We start from the raw sequence: 18211 nt of genomic DNA on the forward strand, positions 1-18211 counted from the left end.
CAGCCTGTAGCCATTCCACCAGAGCCATTCCTGTTATACTTATTTTTCTGTTTTATAAAGAATTACAAATATTACCGGATAAGGTGGCTCCGGCACCATTTGAGGCAATTACCGTAGTTTTAGCGCTTGAAGTGCTCAGCACCGGGATGGAGTAGGGCGGTGTAAAGGCAGTAACACCATTACCTGAAATGTTTCCTGTGACACTTGTAAACGTATTATTGATCACCTGAACAGCGGTGGAATTATTGGCCATCAGGTCTATTGGAATCTTAACATTTTCGAAAACGTTCGACTGCACCAGCAGGTTTGCCTCAAATCCTGCCTGGATGCAGGATTTACTTACTGTACTGTTAAAGTAACTGTTTAGGATATGTACTTGTCCAAATCTCACCCTTGGCATTCTGGCCACACAGCCCTGTGCCCACCAGCAACGGACGAAGGTAATGCGGAAACGGCCTCTGTCGCTGGTCACATTATCTCCCGATCCGATCAGGTCTGAGAAACGGTGGTCATCCGAGCCTCCGGGACCATCCGGTTTTGGTGCCTTTAAATAGCTGAATTTACAATAAGAAGCAGTAATGTAATTAGAGCCGGCTTTGATGTCGAAATTACCGTCAACACCATCCCTGAACTCGCAATGGTCGACCCATACATTACTGCAGGAATCTAAAGTGCAGTTGTCCCAACCGTCAACGTCATAGGCACCCGGTCCTTCAAAAATAAGATTCCGGATGATGATATTAGTGCAACGCTTAACGTAGATGATACCAGAGTTGTTCTTGCTTTGATCTGCCGACACCAATTTAGCTCCGGGGGAACCAAAAATGGTTTTCCCTGTCTGGTCCTGTAAGGAAATTCGGCCTCCTGAAGGAATGGTGATCGTACCATTAACCTGCACCACTTTTACACTGGTATTTTCTATAGCCGCCTTTAAAGCGGCGTAAGTACTCACAATGGTAGGAGTAGCGGCTCCGCCGCCTGTAGTTCCTCCATTTTGAGAGGCCCATCCCGGCGCGGTACAGGTAGCTTCGGTGATTACTCCCGATGCGGTGGATATCGTTTCCTGAGGCTCCGCATCAGCAATTAGCCCGCGGCCCTTCTCGCAGCTCAGGAAGGTACAAGCCATGGCAAGCGCGATGGCCAAGGAACGAAAATAGTTTGTTTTCATGTTGATTTTTTAGGATGATTAAATGATTTGGTTAGTTAATTAAGTAAACCGAATTTCAGCTCGTTCGGCGGTTTATGGAAACTGTTCCGGTTAAATTAAAAGTCAGGAATCGAAAAAAAGAGGAGTCAGCCGGAAATATTAACGCAATCGTAACCGGGATCGATTGCATTCCAGATCGTATAAAACCGGTCAATGTTAAGGTGCTGATATTAAATGTTATTTTGACATTTAATATTCTTTTTCTACATTAGGGATACGATCAAATATAGATATAAACGTATGAACAACAGACTCTATCCAACCTGCTTAGCCCTCATTTTTATTGGCGCTTTAAGCGGATGCACCAGTTCCTTAAATAAAAATGCCGCAGTCAACGACACCTCGGCTGTATCAGTCCTGTCCGTTCCCGATTCCGGAGCCTTTAAGGGGGAAGTAAAAGGGAAAGCAGTGAACCTCTATACTTTGGTGAATAAGAATAATGCAAAAGCAGTAATCACCAATTACGGAGGACGTCTCGTGTCTTTATGGGTTCCTGATGGTAAAAACGGCTTCAAAGACGTGGTGTTGGGGTACGACAGCCTGAAATCATATCAGAAAAAAGGAGAACCTTTTTTCGGTGCCTTAATCGGCCGCTATGGAAACCGGATTGCAAAAGGGAAATTCAGTTTAGATGGAAAAGCTTATCAGCTGGAATTGAATGATGGTGTAAATACCTTGCATGGTGGTTCCAGTGGTTTTTACGGGCAGGTATGGGATGCTAAAAAAATCAATGATCAGACCTTGGAGCTGAGTTATGTTTCTAAGGATGGAGAGGGAGGATATCCGGGAAACCTGCAGGTTAAGGTAAGCTATGAGCTGACGGATAACAATGAGGTTAAAATCAGTTATACTGCAACTACAGATAAAAATACCGTGGTTAACCTGACCAATCATGCCTATTTTAACCTCAATGGAGCAGGAGATTCGACGATCACCGACCATTTGTTGAGTATTGATGCGGATACTTACACGCCGGTTGATGAAACTTTAATTCCGACTGGAAAAATAGAAAAACTTGCAGGTACGCCATTTGATTTCAATAAACCTACTTTAATTGGTGCCAGGATTAACGACAGCAATCAGCAATTGAAATATGGAAAAGGTTACGATCATAATTTCGTGTTAAGAAAAGCTGCAGGTCTGCAGAAAGTAGCTACAGTGAGTAGTCCGAAAACAGGTATTGTAATGGAAATTCTAACAGAGGAACCCGGACTTCAGTTTTACAGTGGTAATTTTCTAACCGGAGCAGATCATGATGGAAAAGGAAAAAGCAGCTACCCGCACCGTTCTGCATTTTGCCTGGAAACACAGCATTTTCCTGATGCACCAAATCAACCTGCTTTTCCGACAACAACATTGAAGCCAGGACAGGAATACAAAACAGTAACCATTTATCGGTTCTCTGTAAAGAAATAGTGAACTAAAAGAAACAAAAAAAGGGAGATCCGAATAGCCGGATCTCCCTTTTTTTGTTTGTAGCTCCCCGCAGGAGTAATTCAACTACCAGAACTTCACATACAACGCTGCAATGAGCAACAGCGTGACCACGATCAGCGCCATCGTAGATGGGGCAACTTTGAACATGGATTTATCAAGTTCGAAAGCTTTAGGATTTACTTTAGGTCCGGCCAGACTCATCAAAATCATGATGGCCATCGTAAAGAAGAAGGAGAGCCCCATACAGATATGGAATGGAATCTCGAAACCACCTTTACCATTCGGATAAGCGGTATACAGCAAGGTATCATTGCCCAACAGGCCTGGTGCCATTTCATTGAAGAAAACGGAGAACAGAAATCCGGCCAGTACACCCGCAATGGCTGCGCTACCGGTGGTTCTTTTCCAGAACATCCCCAGGATAAACATGGCAAATACACCCGGACTAATAAAACCGGTGTATTTCTGGATAAAGGTAAAGCCACCTTCACCACCAATACCAAGGAGGTCATTCCAGGTGAAGAGTACCGCCAGGATCATCCCCACAAATACGGTTGACCTACCCACAAGAACGAGGTTTTTTTCTTCTGTACCTTTCTTAAAATACTTGGCGTAGATGTCCAGGGTGAAGATGGTCGAAATGCTGTTTACCTTTCCGGCAAGTGAAGCCACGATGGCTGCGGTTAATGCCGCTACAGACAGCCCTTTAAGACCGGTCGGTAAAAAGGTAAGTATCGCAGAATAGGCGCCGTCTTTGCCACCGATCAATTGAGGTAAATGTCCGCCTTTGTACAATACATAAGCCGCAATACCTGGCAACATCACGATTAACGGCATCATCAGCTTTAAAAGACCAGCAAAAAGAATCCCTGTTCGTGCGGTTTTAAGATCCGCTCCCAATGCACGCTGGGTGATGTATTGATTACATCCCCAGTAGTTGAGGTTGATGATCCAGATGCCCGCAACATAAGAAGCGAGTCCAGGGAAAGTCAGGTATTTACTGATCTCATTTTGTGTCGATTCTGCTGTCGGTTTTGGAATGATCATCTTGAAGTGCTCAGGAGCATGATCCATCAAAACCTGGAATCCGGCAATGGCATTGGCGCCAACACCGAATTTCTCACCTACTACCGTTAAGGCGATATAGGTGGTTACCAATCCTCCAAAGATCAGAACAGCCACCTGAATCACGTCAGTATAAGCCACTACTTTCATACCTCCTAAGGAAATGATCAGTGCAAATACAGCAAGTCCGATCATGATCACATGCAGGTAATCTCCACCCGTAAGTCCGTTAATGGCCACAGCACCCAGGTAAAGGATAGAAGTCAGGTTCACAAATACATATAAGAACAACCAGAAAACCGCCATGATCAGGGCAACAGACTCGTTGTACCTGGTCTTCAGAAACTGAGGCATGGTATAGATCTTGTTCTTGAGGTAGACAGGAATGAACCAAACCGCAACGATAATCAGTGCAATGGCGGCAATCCATTCGTAAGCTGCCACAGCAATGCCCAGAAAGAAACCTTCGCCACTCATGCCAATAAATTGCTCGGCAGAAATGTTGGAGGCGATTAGAGAGGCACCTATGGCCCACCAGGTCAGTGTTCCTTCCGCAAGAAAGAATGCTTTGGCATCATGCTCATTCTTTTTACGTTGTCGGTAAATATAATACCCATAGCCGGAAACGACTAAAAAGTAGATGATGAAAACTACATAATCTGTAGCTACTAAATTATTGTTCATATGGCTCTATTTGGTTAGGTTGAACAAGTGTCCGCTTATTTATAAAAGATTTCGTTCCATTGCAGTTCATTTCTAAACTGGTTGATCTTGGTATCGGCACCGATGTTGATATATTCTATACCAGCAATGTTGGCAAAATCGAGTAAATGCGCGCTGGTCAGATTCTGACTATAAGCGGTATGGTGTGCACCTCCGGCATAGATCCAGGCAGCACAGCCGGTTTTCATATCAGGGAGTGGTTTCCATAACACCTGTGCGACAGGTAGCTTTGGCAATTGGTGTTCAGGTGCTACCGCTTCCACTTCGTTTACAAGTAAGCGGAATCGATTGCCCATATCGATAATAGAAGCATTGAGTGCATTTCCTGCAGCAACACTGAAGATCAGTCTGGCTGGATCCGCTTTGCCGCCAATGCCTAATGGATGTACTTCCAATCGCGCTTTTTCATTGGCCAGAGAAGCATCAACTTCCAGCATATGGGAACCCAGTACCATAGAATTGGCCGGATCAAAATGATAGGTATAATCTTCCATAAAAGCATTGGCACCAGGTAATCCGGCACCCATTACCTTACAGGCACGTACCAATGCTGCGGTTTTCCAGTCGCCCTCTCCGGCAAATCCATATCCCTCAGCCATCAATCGCTGAGCGGCGATGCCAGGGAGTTGAATCATACCATGTAAATCTTCAAATGTATCGCTAAAGCCTTTAAAATTACCATCTTCCAGGAATTTCTTCAGACCAAGCTCTATTTTTGCCGCCTCATAGACAGAAGGATGTCTGTCGCCACCAGGGAGCAGGTCGGCGGTCATAATGTAACTGGATTCGTATACCTTCAGGAGCTCCTGAATGGATTCCTCAGGAATGCTGTTGATCACCGCAACGAGGTCGCCAATACCGTAAGTGTTGACTTGAAAACCAAACTTCAGTTCAGCCTCTACTTTGTCGCCATCAGTAACGGCTACATAACGCATGTTGTCGCCAAATCTCGCAAATTTAGCGCCTTGCCAATCGTGCCAGCCGGCCGCTGCCCGTGTCCAGGTATCAATTTCCTTCAATACTTCGGGATCCTGCCAGTGGCCTACCACTACTTTTCGGTCTTTGCGCATCCGGGTCACCATAAATCCAAACTCCCGGTCGCCATGTGCACTCTGGTTCAGGTTCATGAAATCCATATCGATGGTATCCCATGGAATGTCACGGTTAAACTGGGTATGCAGGTGAAGTAATGGTTTCTGAAGAATATTCAATCCCCTGATCCACATTTTAGCAGGGGAGAAGGTATGCATCCAGGTGATGACGCCAATACAATTTGCAGCAACATTGGCCTGTTGTAAGGTTTCAAAGATCTCCTCTGGTGTTTTTACGATGGGTTTATAAATGACTTTAACGGGGATCTGTGGAGCGGTATCCAGCGATCCCGCTACCTGCTGTGCGTGCTCGGCTACTAATTTCAATGTTTCTTCTCCGTACAGGTGCTGGCTACCGGTAATGAACCAGACTTCTAATTCTTTTAAATTGATCATATTTCTTAGCTTATCTTATTATATAGGTTTCTTGATTTATTTAATTGCAGAGAGACGGAAAAGTCCAGCTCCGTGTTTATTGATGTTGGCGGTAAAGGTCCCCTTAACGGTGCCTTTGTCAGTTTTGCTCCAAAGATCTCTGACCTTACAGGCCTTGCTAAAACCAAGATCTTTCAGGTTTACAGAAATCTTAACAGGCTGGTCATCATCGCCCGGGTTAAAAAGGGCGAGGTATTGATCTCCGGTTTTTCGGTCCTCTGCCACCCAACAGATTCCCTGTTCATTACGAAACAATTGCCGGTTGTTTGTGCTGTGGTTCAGGACATTGAGGACCTCCCTGTTCGTCAGCAGGGAAAGGGTAAAAGCGTCATTTCCAGGCAGGTCGCCACCAAACATCAATGGGGAGCGAAATATCGTCCATAGCGTCATCAAGGTATATTGCTCATCTTTGGTAAAGGCAGTCATCCTTGGGTTTCCACGCTCTGCACGAATCCCTATTTTCCCCAATGGAAGCATATCGCCATCCGGCCAGGCACCTGCTGCGCGGTATTTATTCCAGCGCTCAAAAACATCAAAATGATCTTTTAGCATCGGCCAGTTGTCCCAGAAATCGTCTACAGTACGCCACATATTGGCATGCTCCTGAACATGAGGAGCGCTTGCGATTGGTGTTTCTCCGGGTGAGGTACTCAATACAATTTTTCTACCCGTCAACGCGATTGCTTTACGGATCATTTCCACCTCTCCGGTATGGTAAGGTCTGGAAAGGTCATCCACCTTAATAAAATCCACGCCCCATGAAGCATAGAGTTTAAACAAAGAGTTGTAATATTCCTGTGCGCCATCACGGCCCGCCACTACGGTATACATATCCCGCAACCACAGGCATTGCAGCTCTGTGCTGTAAATGTCTTTGGCGGTAGCTTTACTGCCCATGATGGGCAAGTTGCGTTTTACCGCTTCGACCGGAATGCCCCGCATGATGTGGATGCCAAATTTCAGTCCTTTTTTATGGATATAGTCTGCCAGCGGCTTAAATCCTTTGCCACCTGCAGCAGATGGAAAACGGTTTACAGCGGGTTGAAATCTGCCATAGTCATCGAGAACATAATCAGGGTTGCTTTCATTGTATCCATGTGCTTTGTCATTACCTACATACCAGCGGATGTCTACGACCACATATTCCCATCCGAATGCTTTCAGATTTTTAGACATATAATCTGCATTGGCTTTTACTTCAGATTCTACTACAGTAGGACCAAAGCAATCCCAGCTGTTCCAGCCCATTGGAGGCGTCCTGGCCCAGTCGTGAAAATCTTTTTGCTGTGCTTTTACGGTGGTTAGCGTTCCAAGCAGGAACGCTGCTGCCCATACTATTTTTTTACTGCCCATAATAACTGTCCGGACCATGTTTACGTTCAAAATGTTTCTTGATTAATGCTTCCTTCAGTTTTGGTGATTGCGGGTTAATTTGATTGGTCAGCAACGCCATTTGTGCTACAGATTCCAGCACGGCGCTATTATAAACTGCTTTTTCTGCCGTCTTCCCCCAGGTAAAAGGAGCATGATTTCCAACGAGGATCATTTCCACTTCATGGTGACTATAGCCAAGTTTCTTAAAGTGGTTGATGATCTGGAAACCGGTTTCATATTCGTAATTTCCTTTGATCATCTCGTCATCCATTGGCGGTGCGCAGGGAATATCCACCGTCAGGTGATCGGCATGAGTGGTCCCAAAAATAGGTACATCCATTTGTGCCTGAGCCCAGGAGGTCGCATAGGTGGAATGGGTATGTACAATGCCATTGATTCCATCCCAATGTTTGTAAAGAACAGCATGGGTTTTGGTATCTGAAGATGGCCTGAGTGATCCTTCCACGGTATTGCCGTCAAAATCTACGATCACCATTTTATCTGGCGAAAGATCTTTGTAGGGCACGCCGCTTGGCTTAATGGCAAAAACACCCTCATCCCTGTCGGCGGCACTTACATTTCCGAAAGTAAAAAGCACCAGGTTTAACTTTGGTAGTTCCATATTAGCCTCATAGGCCATTTCACGTATGATTTTATAAATGCTCATGATACATCGGTTTAATCTGTTTTTGATGATCGTGCTCCAGGTAATTGCCAAGAGCCAGGTATTCCTGGTATTGCTTGCGGTATCGTGCTATGTTTTCCTGATTTGGCTGATATTCTGCTTCAAATCCTGTCCCCATGGCTTCCATTGCAGCTTCAATATTTGGGTGAATCCCGGCCGCTACTGCAGCAAACATGGCTGCACCTAATGCGCAGGTATGTTCAAACCGGTGAATTCTGATCGGCATTTCCAATACATCAGCCATCATCTGCATGATGTAAGGTGATTTTTTAGCGACTCCACCTATGCCGATAATGCCTTCTACGGGTACGCCCTGATCCCTGAAACGTTCAACAATGCATTTTGCCCCAAAACAGGTTGCCGCAACCAGGGCCCGGAAAATGCGGGGAGCATCAGTTCCCAGACTTAAACCGGTAATGGCGCCTTTGAGTTCCTGATTGGCATCGGGAGTTCTTCGGCCATTTAACCAGTCAATGGCCAATTCGGCATCATCGCTATCAGTCAATAGCTGAGCTTGTTCGCTTAAGCGGGAAATGATTTTCGCTTCGAGTTCTTCTTTTAACGCAATAGCAGTTTCCTTGTGAATCAGAGAGGATTCTAAAAGCAGTTGATTTAATGGCCAGCTGATTAGGTTTTTAAACCAGGCATATACATCTCCAAAGGCCGATTGGCCAGCTTCAAGTCCCATCATTCCAGGAATAACAGAGCCGTTTACTTGCCCGCAGATGCCCTGTACCAGCTTGCCATCCAGGTCAGCCGAAGGAGCAATCAGAATGTCACAGGTGCTGGTACCCATGATTTTACAAAGGTGATAAGGGGCGATTTGGCCACCTACAGCACCCATATGTGCATCAAATGCACCTACACCAACCACCACTTCTGTGGAGAGTCCCAGACGGGCTGCCCATTCTTCGCTTAATGTTCCTGCCGGTTCATCTGAAGTATAAGTGTCTTGGAAAAGCCTTTCCCTGAATCCTGATAACAGGGGATCCAGCTGACTGAAAAACTCTTCCGGTGGAAGGCCTTCAAACTGCTCCGCCCAAAGTGCTTTATGGCCTGCCGCGCAACGACTTCTTTTCATCTTCAAAACATCATTTCCCCCGGTCAGCAGGAATGGAATCCAGTCGCAATGCTCTACCCATGAAAAGGCCGCATCGCGAACAGCAGCATCGGCCCTCAATACATGAAGGAGCTTTGCCCAAAACCACTCGGAAGAATAAATGCCGCCTACATATTGAAGGTAATTGATCTCAAATTTAGTGGCATGCTCGTTGATTTCTGCGGCTTCTCTGATTCCGGTATGGTCTTTCCAAAGGACAAACATGGCATTTGGATTTTCTTCAAAGCCGGGAGTAAGGGCCAGAGGTGTTCCGGATTTGTCGACGGCCACAGGGCTGGAGCCTGTCGTATCTATAGAAATTCCTTTGATCGCGTTTGCAATAGCAACACCACCGGCTTTCGCAATACAATCTTTGACAGTATGCTCGAGTCCCTCGATATAGTCCAGCGGGTGTTGTCTGAACTGATTTGAGGAAGGTTCACAATACAGATTTTTTTGCCATCTTTTATAATAATAGACGGAAGAGGAGAGCTCGGCTCCATTTTCGGCATTTACAATTACGGAGCGAACAGAGTCAGAACCGTAATCAATACCGATGACATATTTGGTTAGTTTCATGGTCATTACAATAAACGTCTAATTAACGTTTATTTTTTTGACAAATGAAAATTATTATGAAATTTCTTTCAGATCGGCCGGATTACATACTGATCAGATGCTCGGGATTAGGGATGAAATTTAAGAAGGACTGAAACTTGGCTTTGTATTTATTTTTATCAAGCGTATAATAAAAAGCGCCCCGTTTGGAACTGGATTTATCTTTCTCAGTGAGTTTGATGAGCAGGTCTGTAGAATTCACTTTCCGGATAAAATTCCGGTTGTCGATTTTGGTATTGTATACCTGTTCGTAAAGATTCTGTAATTGAGGAATGGTGAATTTTTTCGGTAACAATTCAAACAGAATAGGGTGAAGGGCCGCTTTGTAGCGAATTCTTTTTTTCGCTTCTTCAACCATGATGTCATGATCAAAGATGAGTGAAGGTGCATCGTTGATCAGGAACCATTCCGCATGATAGCGATCACTGATCTGTGTTTTGTATTTATTGATGTCTATCAATGCAAAATAAGCAACGGATATGGTACGCTCTATCGGATCTCTATCCGGATTTCCGTAAGCCTTTAGCTGTTCCAGATATAAATCTTTAAGTCCGGTCAGTTGAAAGAGAATGCGTTCCGCGGCACCGTATAAGTTTTCATCGGCTTCCACAAAACCACCCATCAGACTCCATTGGTCCTTTGCCGGTTGGAAACCTCTTTTGATAAGTAATATTTTCAATTGTTCGCCGTCAAAGCCAAAGATGATGCAGTCGACTGCAACCAGAACGCGCGTCTGTTCAGTATAGGTAATCATAGAGTAGTTATATTTAGCAAAAGCAATTTATAAAAATTTAAGGCAAAGCTACAAAAATAATAATCGTTGATTTGACGTTTAATATATAATTCATACATTAGCCGGGGTAGGGATGATCGCCTGGCAGGTTCCTGATTGGACACCATCAGGTCATCAGGCAACCCGATAACCAACGAACCAGAACCAAGTATGAATTTTTTAAAGTACCAGCCAGCTCTGCTGATTTTAGCAATTCTTGCTCCTGATTTCTCCAATGCTCAGGCGATTAAAAAAGATGGCAACCCGATTGTCACCGATAAGTTTACCGTAGATCCTGCGGCAATGGTCTATAAAGACAGTGTTTACCTGTACACCGGACATGATGAAGCACCGGATTCGAAAAATTATTATGAAATGAAAGAATGGCTGGTCTATTCCTCTGCAGATATGCTCAGCTGGAAAGCACACCCTTCTCCACTGAATGTAAAAGCTTTTGAATGGTCAAAAGGGGATGCCTGGGCCTCACAGGTCATAGAACGTAAAGGTAAATTTTACTGGTATGTTGCTGTAGAACATCAGAAAGGAGGGAAGGCGATAGGGGTTGCGGTGGCAGATAGCCCCCTTGGCCCGTTTAAAGATGCGATTGGTAAAGCTTTGGTCACTAATGAAATGACGACTTCCACCAAAATTACCTGGGATGACATTGATCCTTCTGTCTTCATTGACGACGACGGACAAGCCTATCTTTTCTGGGGAAATACGGCCTGCTATTATGCAAAACTAAAAGAGAACATGCTGGAATTTGATGGCCCTATAAATACCATCCCTGGCCTGCCAAAATTCACGGAAGCACCATGGATCCATAAACGCAAAGACTGGTACTATCTTTCTTACGCGGTAGAATTTCCGGAAAAGATTGCCTATTCGATGAGTAAAAACATCAATGGACCATGGGTTTATAAAGGCATTTTAAATGAAATCGCTGGCAATTCCAATACGAACCACCAATCCATCATCCAGTTTAAAGGAAAAGATTATTTCATTTACCACAATGGCGCCATTAATCCCAATGGGGGCAGTTACAGGCGTTCTGTTTGTATAGACAGACTATACTATAATAAGGATGGAAGTATGAAAAAAATCATCATGACTACTGAAGGCATAAAATAATATGAAATATAAAAGCAACTTAATCGCCCTGCTGCTGGCCGGGACATTTTTTAGTGCTGGGGCACAACAACCGGAAGTTATTGTAGTCAATGCCGCTAAATCCGAAGGGAAAGTCTCACCTACAATGTGGGGGGTGTTTTTTGAAGACATCAATATGGGGGCAGACGGCGGTATCTATGCCGAAATGGTAAAGAACCGCTCGTTTGAATTTCTTAAACCATTGATGGGCTGGTCTGTAAAAGGAAAAAAGATCGGAGAGGGCGACCTGCTCGTACAGAACAGGCAGGGCGCAAACCTGGCAAATCCAAGGTACCTGAGGGCGACCATCAAAGGAGCTGCAAAAGGAGAAGCAGGGATCAGCAATGAAGGTTTCAAAGGTGGAATGGGTATAAAAAAAGGCCTGAAGTACGACTTTTCGCTATTATACAGACAAATAACCCCTGGCATCACCCTGCATGTGGAGCTGCTCGACGAGGGAGACAAGGTATTGGCCGCAGGATCAATGAAACCAGCCGATGCTTCAGGAGAATGGAAAAGCCAGGAACTGAGCTTTACAGCGGATGCCACTGCAGCGAAAGCCAAAATGAACATCTGGTTTGAAGGAAATGGCGTACTGGATATGGACATGATCTCTTTATTTCCTGCGGATACCTGGAAGGGCCGCAAAAAGGGCATGCGCAGAGATATGATCCAGATGCTGGCAGATATGAAACCAGGGTTTATCCGTTTTCCGGGCGGTTGTATTGTCGAAGGAATTGACCTGGCCAACAGGTACCAATGGAAAAAAACAATTGGACCTATAGAAGAACGTCAATTGATCATGAACCGCTGGAATGTGGAGTTTAACCATCGTCCGTCCCCTGATTATTTTCAGACTTTTGGACTTGGATTTTTTGAGTATTTTCAATTGGCCGAAGATATCGGTGCAGAAGCTTTGCCGATCCTGAACTGTGGCATGGCCTGTCAGTTCAATACCGCCGAGGTAGTTGCTTTAGATCAGCTGGATCCCTATATACAGGATGCCCTGGACCTGATCGAGTTTGCTAATGGCGATGTTTCTTCTGAATGGGGAAAAGTTCGCGCATCGATGGGACATGCGGAACCATTTAATATGAAATACCTGGGTGTAGGTAATGAGAACTGGGGTCCTCAGTATATTGAAAGGGCGAAAGCCTTTCAACAGGCCATTAAAGCAAAATATCCGGCAATGAACCTGATCTACAGTTCGGGAACAGGCCCTGATAATGATGAATTCCGCTATCTGGATAAAGAACTGCGCGACATGAAAGCAGACATTATAGATGAACACTATTATCGCGCTCCGGAATGGTTCCTCAAAAATGCTGCACGCTATGACAATTACGATCGTCAGGGCGCAAAGATTTTTGCAGGAGAATATGCCGCTCACATTAAAGGAGACGCGACAGGGAGCAACAGAAACATCTGGCAGGCAGCATTGGCAGAGGCGGCATTTATGACCGGCCTGGAGCGCAACGCAGCGGTTGTCAATATGGCCTCTTACGCCCCTTTATTTGCGAATACCGAGGGTTGGCAATGGGCCCCGGATTTGATCTGGGTAGATAACATGAATATATATGGAACGCCAAATTATTATGTGCAAAAACTTTTTTCTACCAACAGAGGTACACAGGTTTCACCTGCCTTAGCAAATGGTAAATCACTTTCCGGTCAGGATGGTTTATATGTTTCTGCGGTGGTCGACAGTATTAAGAAAGAAGTCATTGTTAAACTGGTCAATACGAATGAAACCGAAAGAACGAAACAACTTACTTTCGAAGGAATAAAGAAAATGGCCGGAGCAGGAAAGTTAACCACAATTAAAGGAGCTCTTCTGGACCAGAATTCTATACAAAAACCTTCCAATATTGTTCCTGCAGAGTCGATACTGAAGTTGAAGGGGAAAAATGCAATCCTGAAAATGCCGGCAAATTCTTTTATGATGCTAAAGCTTAGCTACAAATAAAGGTAGACGAAGGATAAATTGACACAGACGGATAAAGACTGACATAAATGAATCAGAATGAATATAAAGTTCAACTTATATAACCCTAAACTATTACTGAGCTGTATGGTTCTTTTGCTGACAAGTGGCGCTGTGCTGGCCCAAAAGCAAAAAAATACGGCTTATCTTTTTACCTACTTCACCGGCAACAGCGGTTTAGAGGAGTCGATCCGTTTCGCAATCAGTAATGACGGCTATACTTACAGGGCCTTGAATAACGATCAGCCGGTGATCAGTTCTGCCGGAATCAGTTCAACCGGCGGGGTACGTGACCCTCATATCTTACGTGGAGCTGATGGTAAAAGCTTCTACATGGTGGTTACCGATATGGTATCGGCCAAAGGCTGGGACTCGAACCGGGCAATGGTCCTGTTAAAATCTACCGACCTGGTCAACTGGACTTCAAGTATCATTAATATTCAGAAACGTTTTCCCCGTCAGGAAAACTTGCTGAGGGTATGGGCACCTCAAACGATATACGATCAGAAAGCAGGCAAGTACATGGTTTATTGGTCGATGAAACACGGTGCAGAGCCGGATAAGATTTATTGGGCCTACGCGAATAAAGACTTTACGGACCTGGAAACTGAACCTAAACAACTTTTCTTCAGCCCGACAAATGGTGCCTGCATTGATGGGGACATCATTTTTGACAAGGGAAAATACCATTTGTTCTTTAAGACCGAAGGGGAGGGATTGGGAATTCGTGTAGCCGTTTCGGATCACTTAAAAGAAGGATATGTATTGCGTGAGGGCAATGTACAACAGACAAAAGACCCGGTAGAAGGTGCGGGAGTGTTTAAACTCAATAACGGGGAAGGTTATATTCTGATGTATGATGTGTACACCAGGGGCCGCTACCAGTTTACCAAAACCAAAGACCTGAAAAAATTTACGGTGGTTGACCACGAGGTGAAGATGAACTTTCATCCCCGTCATGGAACAGTGCTTCCGATTACAACACCAGAAGCAACGGCATTGTTAAAAAAATGGTACAGTGCTGAAAGTGTGCTCAGCTCTTTCCAGTCGGCGGCGATCAAAAAGAATAATGTGGTTACAGATACCACTTCTTCCACACTTTATCTGCCGGTAAAACAAGGGACTTCCCTTAAATCTTTTGATCCCGGTTTTGTGATTTTTCCAGGCATGGAAATCAGTCCCAAAGCTCCCTATGATTTTACGAAAGGGCCGGTAAAGCTAAAGATCAGTGTACCTGGAAGAAAGCCAAAGGTATACGAGGTTGCTGCGTCTGTAGACTTGAATCCGGTCTTAAATGGCTATTATGCTGATCCGGAAATCCTGTATTCGCATAAAACCGGAAAATACCATTTGTATCCTACCAGCGATGGCTTTACAGATTGGTCCGGAACCTATTTTAAAACATTCTCTTCCTCAGATCTGGCCGACTGGAAAGATGAAGGTGTAATCTTAGACCTGAATAAGGACCTGAGCTGGGCGAAGAGAAACGCATGGGCGCCCACCATCGCGGAGAAGAAACGGAATGACAGTTATAAATACTATTATTATTTTACCGCTGCACAGAAAATAGGCGTTGCCGTTGCGGACGATCCTTCGGGACCCTTTAAAGATAGTGGAAAAGCCCTTATTGCCGGAAAACCTCAAGGCATTAAAGACGGGCAAGAAATAGACCCTGATGTTTTTACAGACCCGCAGAGCGGTAAAAGTTATCTATATTGGGGAAATGGCTATATGGCTGTGGCATTATTAAATGACGACATGATCTCCATAGATTCCTCCTCTGTTAAAGTGATCACTCCTGATGAAACGTACAGAGAGGGAACGGAAGTATTTTACCGGAAGGGTAAATACTATTTTTTATGGTCTCAGAACGATACCAGAGATGCAGATTATGGCGTCAGGTACGGAAATTCAGATACACCAACGGGCAAAATTAGCTTGCCTGAAAACAACCTGATCCTTTCCAAAGATGTAAAGCAGGGAATTTATGCAACGGGACATAATTCAGTGATTCAGGTACCTGGGAAAGACGAATGGTATATCATTTACCATCGTTTCACCCGTCCTGCCGGACTGGCGATGGGACAATCTGCAGGCTATCACAGGGAAGTGTGTATTGATAAGCTGGAATTCGATGCAAACGGAAATATTAAAGTGGTGCAACCTACATTGAAAGGTGTTTATATAAACAAGTAATGAGAATGCTCATCGCCGCTTTATTGCTGGTCCTGTTCGGTTTGCAGGCCGCTGCACAACAACCGCAACAAAAAGACAGCAAAGCAACCCTGCTGGAAATGCTAAAAAAGGTGAATAACCATTGGCAATCCAGCCATACACCCGAAGTCCGGGCATTCTGGGATGAGGCTGCGTATCATACGGGCAACATGGAGCTGTTTGCCATTACCGGCGAGGAAAATTACAGGAAGTATTCAGAACGCTGGGCGAGTCATAACCAATGGATGGGGGCCAGGTCTGCTGATAAATCCAGCTGGAAATATCAATATGGTGAAAAAGATGATTATGTGCTTTTTGGTGATTGGCAAATCTGTTTTCAGACTTACATCGATCTGTATCATTTAAAGCCCGAAAATTATAAAATAGCCAGAGCTAAAGAAGTGATGGAATATCAGATGAGCACCGCTGCAAATGATTATTGGTGGTGGGCCGATGGCTTATATATGGTGATGCCGGTCATGACGAAATTGTACAAAACAACTGGAGATAAGCGTTACCTGGAAAAATTATACGAATATTTTGAATATGCAAATGGCATCATGTACGATCAGAAAACAGGATTGTATTACCGGGATGCCAAATATGTATATCCCAAACACAAAAGCGTAAATCAAAAAAAGGATTTCTGGGCAAGAGGTAATGGCTGGGTCTTTGCCGGCCTGGCAAAGGTCCTGAAAGACCTGCCTGCGAGTGATCCGCATTATAACTTATACCTCTCGAAATATAAAATCCTGGCGAAAGCCATTTTAAAAAGTCAGCAGCAGGAAGGATACTGGACCAGGAGCATGTTGGACAAAGACCATGCGCCGGGACCGGAAACGAGTGGTACGGCTTTTTTTACTTATGGCTTATTCTGGGGCATCAACAATGGTTTCCTCAAAGAAAAAACCTATCTGAATGCCGCATTGAAAGGCTGGAAATATTTGTCTGAAGTGGCACTTCAGCAGGATGGACGCATTGGCTACATTCAGCCCATTGGAGAAAAAGCGATCCCAGGACAGGTTGTAAATGCAAATTCTACCGCCAATTTCGGTGTCGGTGCCTTTTTACTGGCAGGTGCCGAATGTTATAGGTACCTCAATAAAAAGCCGGTGATCAGTACCATCGCAGAAAATGGATGGGCCAACAATTCCGTAAACACCGTCGTGTTCCGGAAAAACTCACTGGTTACCTTTAAAGACACACAATTCGCGGCCTATTATGATGCGGATCAATACTTGGTCGTTGCCAAACGAAACATCAATAAAAAGGAATGGGAGGTTTTGCGGAGTGCCTATAAAGCCGATGCAGGAGACGCACATAAATCCATCAGCATTATGGTGGACGACAAAGGTTACCTTCATGTGGCATGGGGCCAGCACAATAACGGGCTCAATTACGTCAGAAGCATTACCGCCGGTTCTTTAACTTTAGGAACACCGGAAGCCATGCTGGGTACAAAAGAAAACAAGGTCAGTTATCCGGAATTTTATAAACTGGCCAATGGAACGCTCTTGTTTATGTACCGGGATGGAGGATCTGGAAACGGGAACCTGATGATCAACAGCTACAACCCCGGAACAAAAAAATGGCAGCGGATACAAGATAATCTGATTGATGGGGAAGGGAAACGAAATGCCTATTGGCAAACAGCAATTGACGATAAGGGCACCATACACCTGTCTTGGGTATGGCGTGAAAGTCCGGATGTAAGCAGTAACCATGACCTTTGTTATGCGCGGTCTAAAGATGGAGGACTAAGCTGGGAAAATGCTGCCGGACTGGCGTATCAACTCCCAATCCATCATAAAAATGCAGAATATGCAGCAATGATTCCTCAAAAAACGGAGCTGATCAATCAGACTTCCATGTTTGCCGACGAAGCCGGAAATCCCTACATCGCCGGATATTGGAAAGATAAAAGTTCAGCGGCGCCACAATACCACCTGGTCTATCACGATGGGGAAAGCTGGCAGGTAAATGCACTGGACTTTCGGACAACTGATTTCACGCTTAGTGGAGTGGGAACAAAGCGCATTCCCATATCCAGGCCACAGGTCGTAGCCTGGAAAAGTGAGGGGCTGTTAAATGTAGCACTGATTTTCAGAGATCTGGAGCGTGGAAATAAAGTTTCTATTGCCATTTGCCGTGACCTGAAGCAGTACAACTGGGTCGTTACTGACCTGAGCCAAAGTCCGGTCGGCGACTGGGAGCCAAGCTATGATACCGAATTATGGAGAGCCAAAGGCAGGCTGGACCTCTTTCTGCAACGCGTGGAGCAAATAGACGGAGAGGGAAAAGCCGGGAACAAACCCAGCCCGGTTCAGGTATTGGAATGGAAACCGGAATGAGGCTGAT

Annotated in this window: 12 protein-coding genes; 5 read left to right on the forward strand and 7 right to left on the reverse strand. The window is 44.9% G+C overall.

Features of this window, described 5'->3' with window-relative positions; all coding sequences use genetic code 11:
• Positions 1 to 52: 52 nt before the first annotated feature.
• Positions 53 to 1168, reverse strand: coding sequence for a hypothetical protein (locus AAFF35_RS11905; protein ID WP_342332727.1), 1116 nt, complete (start codon positions 1166 to 1168; stop codon positions 53 to 55).
• 279 nt (positions 1169 to 1447) lie between these two features.
• Between AAFF35_RS11905 and AAFF35_RS11910 the strand changes: the two genes are divergently transcribed.
• The gene (locus AAFF35_RS11910) at positions 1448 to 2623 is read left to right on the forward strand and encodes an aldose epimerase family protein (protein WP_342332728.1); all 1176 of its coding nucleotides are present in this window, start codon (positions 1448 to 1450) and stop codon (positions 2621 to 2623) included.
• A gap of 84 nt (positions 2624 to 2707) precedes the next feature.
• Here AAFF35_RS11910 and AAFF35_RS11915 read toward each other — a convergent pair whose 3' ends face one another.
• The 6 genes from AAFF35_RS11915 to AAFF35_RS11940 form a co-directional block, all read right to left on the reverse strand.
• A complete protein-coding gene (locus AAFF35_RS11915) occupies positions 2708 to 4393 on the reverse strand; it encodes a sodium/sugar symporter (RefSeq protein ID WP_342332729.1) in 1686 nt (561 codons plus the stop codon).
• Between the two features lie 35 nt (positions 4394 to 4428).
• The gene (gene araA, locus AAFF35_RS11920) at positions 4429 to 5919 is read right to left on the reverse strand and encodes an L-arabinose isomerase (protein ID WP_342332730.1); all 1491 of its coding nucleotides are present in this window, start codon (positions 5917 to 5919) and stop codon (positions 4429 to 4431) included.
• Positions 5920 to 5955: 36 nt separating this feature from the next.
• Positions 5956 to 7341 (reverse strand): glycoside hydrolase family 27 protein, encoded by a 1386-nt coding sequence (locus tag AAFF35_RS11925; RefSeq protein ID WP_342332731.1) that lies wholly within the window; start codon positions 7339 to 7341, stop codon positions 5956 to 5958.
• Positions 7301 to 7999: an L-ribulose-5-phosphate 4-epimerase gene (locus tag AAFF35_RS11930; RefSeq protein ID WP_342332732.1), complete on the reverse strand. Its 699-nt coding sequence runs from the start codon at positions 7997 to 7999 to the stop codon at positions 7301 to 7303. The genes AAFF35_RS11925 and AAFF35_RS11930 overlap by 41 nt, the downstream gene beginning before the upstream one ends.
• A complete protein-coding gene (locus tag AAFF35_RS11935; protein WP_342332733.1) occupies positions 7986 to 9695 on the reverse strand; it encodes a ribulokinase in 1710 nt (569 codons plus the stop codon). The genes AAFF35_RS11930 and AAFF35_RS11935 overlap by 14 nt, the downstream gene beginning before the upstream one ends.
• Positions 9696 to 9777: 82 nt before the next feature.
• Complete coding sequence (locus AAFF35_RS11940) at positions 9778 to 10488, reverse strand: NUDIX domain-containing protein (RefSeq protein WP_342332734.1); 711 nt, start codon at positions 10486 to 10488, stop codon at positions 9778 to 9780.
• 189 nt (positions 10489 to 10677) lie between these two features.
• On the opposite strand from AAFF35_RS11940, the gene AAFF35_RS11945 reads away from it, so the two are divergent.
• The 4 genes from AAFF35_RS11945 to AAFF35_RS11960 are packed head-to-tail and all read left to right on the forward strand — an operon-like array spanning position 10678 to position 18204.
• A complete protein-coding gene (locus tag AAFF35_RS11945; protein ID WP_342332735.1) occupies positions 10678 to 11637 on the forward strand; it encodes a glycoside hydrolase family 43 protein in 960 nt (319 codons plus the stop codon).
• Between the two features lies 1 nt (position 11638).
• Positions 11639 to 13621 carry an alpha-L-arabinofuranosidase C-terminal domain-containing protein gene (locus AAFF35_RS11950; protein WP_342332736.1) on the forward strand — a complete coding sequence of 661 codons (1983 nt, stop codon included), beginning with the start codon at positions 11639 to 11641 and terminating at the stop codon, positions 13619 to 13621.
• A gap of 57 nt (positions 13622 to 13678) precedes the next feature.
• The gene (locus tag AAFF35_RS11955; RefSeq protein ID WP_342332737.1) at positions 13679 to 15835 is read left to right on the forward strand and encodes a family 43 glycosylhydrolase; all 2157 of its coding nucleotides are present in this window, start codon (positions 13679 to 13681) and stop codon (positions 15833 to 15835) included.
• Positions 15835 to 18204 (forward strand): BNR-4 repeat-containing protein, encoded by a 2370-nt coding sequence (locus AAFF35_RS11960; RefSeq protein ID WP_342332738.1) that lies wholly within the window; start codon positions 15835 to 15837, stop codon positions 18202 to 18204. The genes AAFF35_RS11955 and AAFF35_RS11960 overlap by 1 nt, the downstream gene beginning before the upstream one ends.
• Positions 18205 to 18211: the final 7 nt, after the last annotated feature.

Source organism: Pedobacter sp. FW305-3-2-15-E-R2A2, assembly GCF_038446955.1.
Lineage (GTDB): Bacteria > Bacteroidota > Bacteroidia > Sphingobacteriales > Sphingobacteriaceae > Pedobacter.

Excerpts from the sequence above, each read along its gene's own strand:
- AAFF35_RS11905 (WP_342332727.1), bottom strand. The coding sequence starts at position 1,168 with ATGAAAACAAACTATTTTCGTTCCTTGGCCATCGCGCTTGCCATGGCT.
- AAFF35_RS11910 (WP_342332728.1), top strand. The coding sequence starts at position 1,448 with ATGAACAACAGACTCTATCCAACCTGCTTAGCCCTCATTTTTATTGGC.
- AAFF35_RS11915 (WP_342332729.1), bottom strand. The coding sequence starts at position 4,393 with ATGAACAATAATTTAGTAGCTACAGATTATGTAGTTTTCATCATCTAC.
- araA (WP_342332730.1), bottom strand. The coding sequence starts at position 5,919 with ATGATCAATTTAAAAGAATTAGAAGTCTGGTTCATTACCGGTAGCCAG.
- AAFF35_RS11930 (WP_342332732.1), bottom strand. The coding sequence starts at position 7,999 with ATGAGCATTTATAAAATCATACGTGAAATGGCCTATGAGGCTAATATG.
- AAFF35_RS11935 (WP_342332733.1), bottom strand. The coding sequence starts at position 9,695 with ATGAAACTAACCAAATATGTCATCGGTATTGATTACGGTTCTGACTCT.
- AAFF35_RS11940 (WP_342332734.1), bottom strand. The coding sequence starts at position 10,488 with ATGATTACCTATACTGAACAGACGCGCGTTCTGGTTGCAGTCGACTGC.
- AAFF35_RS11945 (WP_342332735.1), top strand. The coding sequence starts at position 10,678 with ATGAATTTTTTAAAGTACCAGCCAGCTCTGCTGATTTTAGCAATTCTT.
- AAFF35_RS11950 (WP_342332736.1), top strand. The coding sequence starts at position 11,639 with ATGAAATATAAAAGCAACTTAATCGCCCTGCTGCTGGCCGGGACATTT.
- AAFF35_RS11955 (WP_342332737.1), top strand. The coding sequence starts at position 13,679 with ATGAATATAAAGTTCAACTTATATAACCCTAAACTATTACTGAGCTGT.
- AAFF35_RS11960 (WP_342332738.1), top strand. The coding sequence starts at position 15,835 with ATGAGAATGCTCATCGCCGCTTTATTGCTGGTCCTGTTCGGTTTGCAG.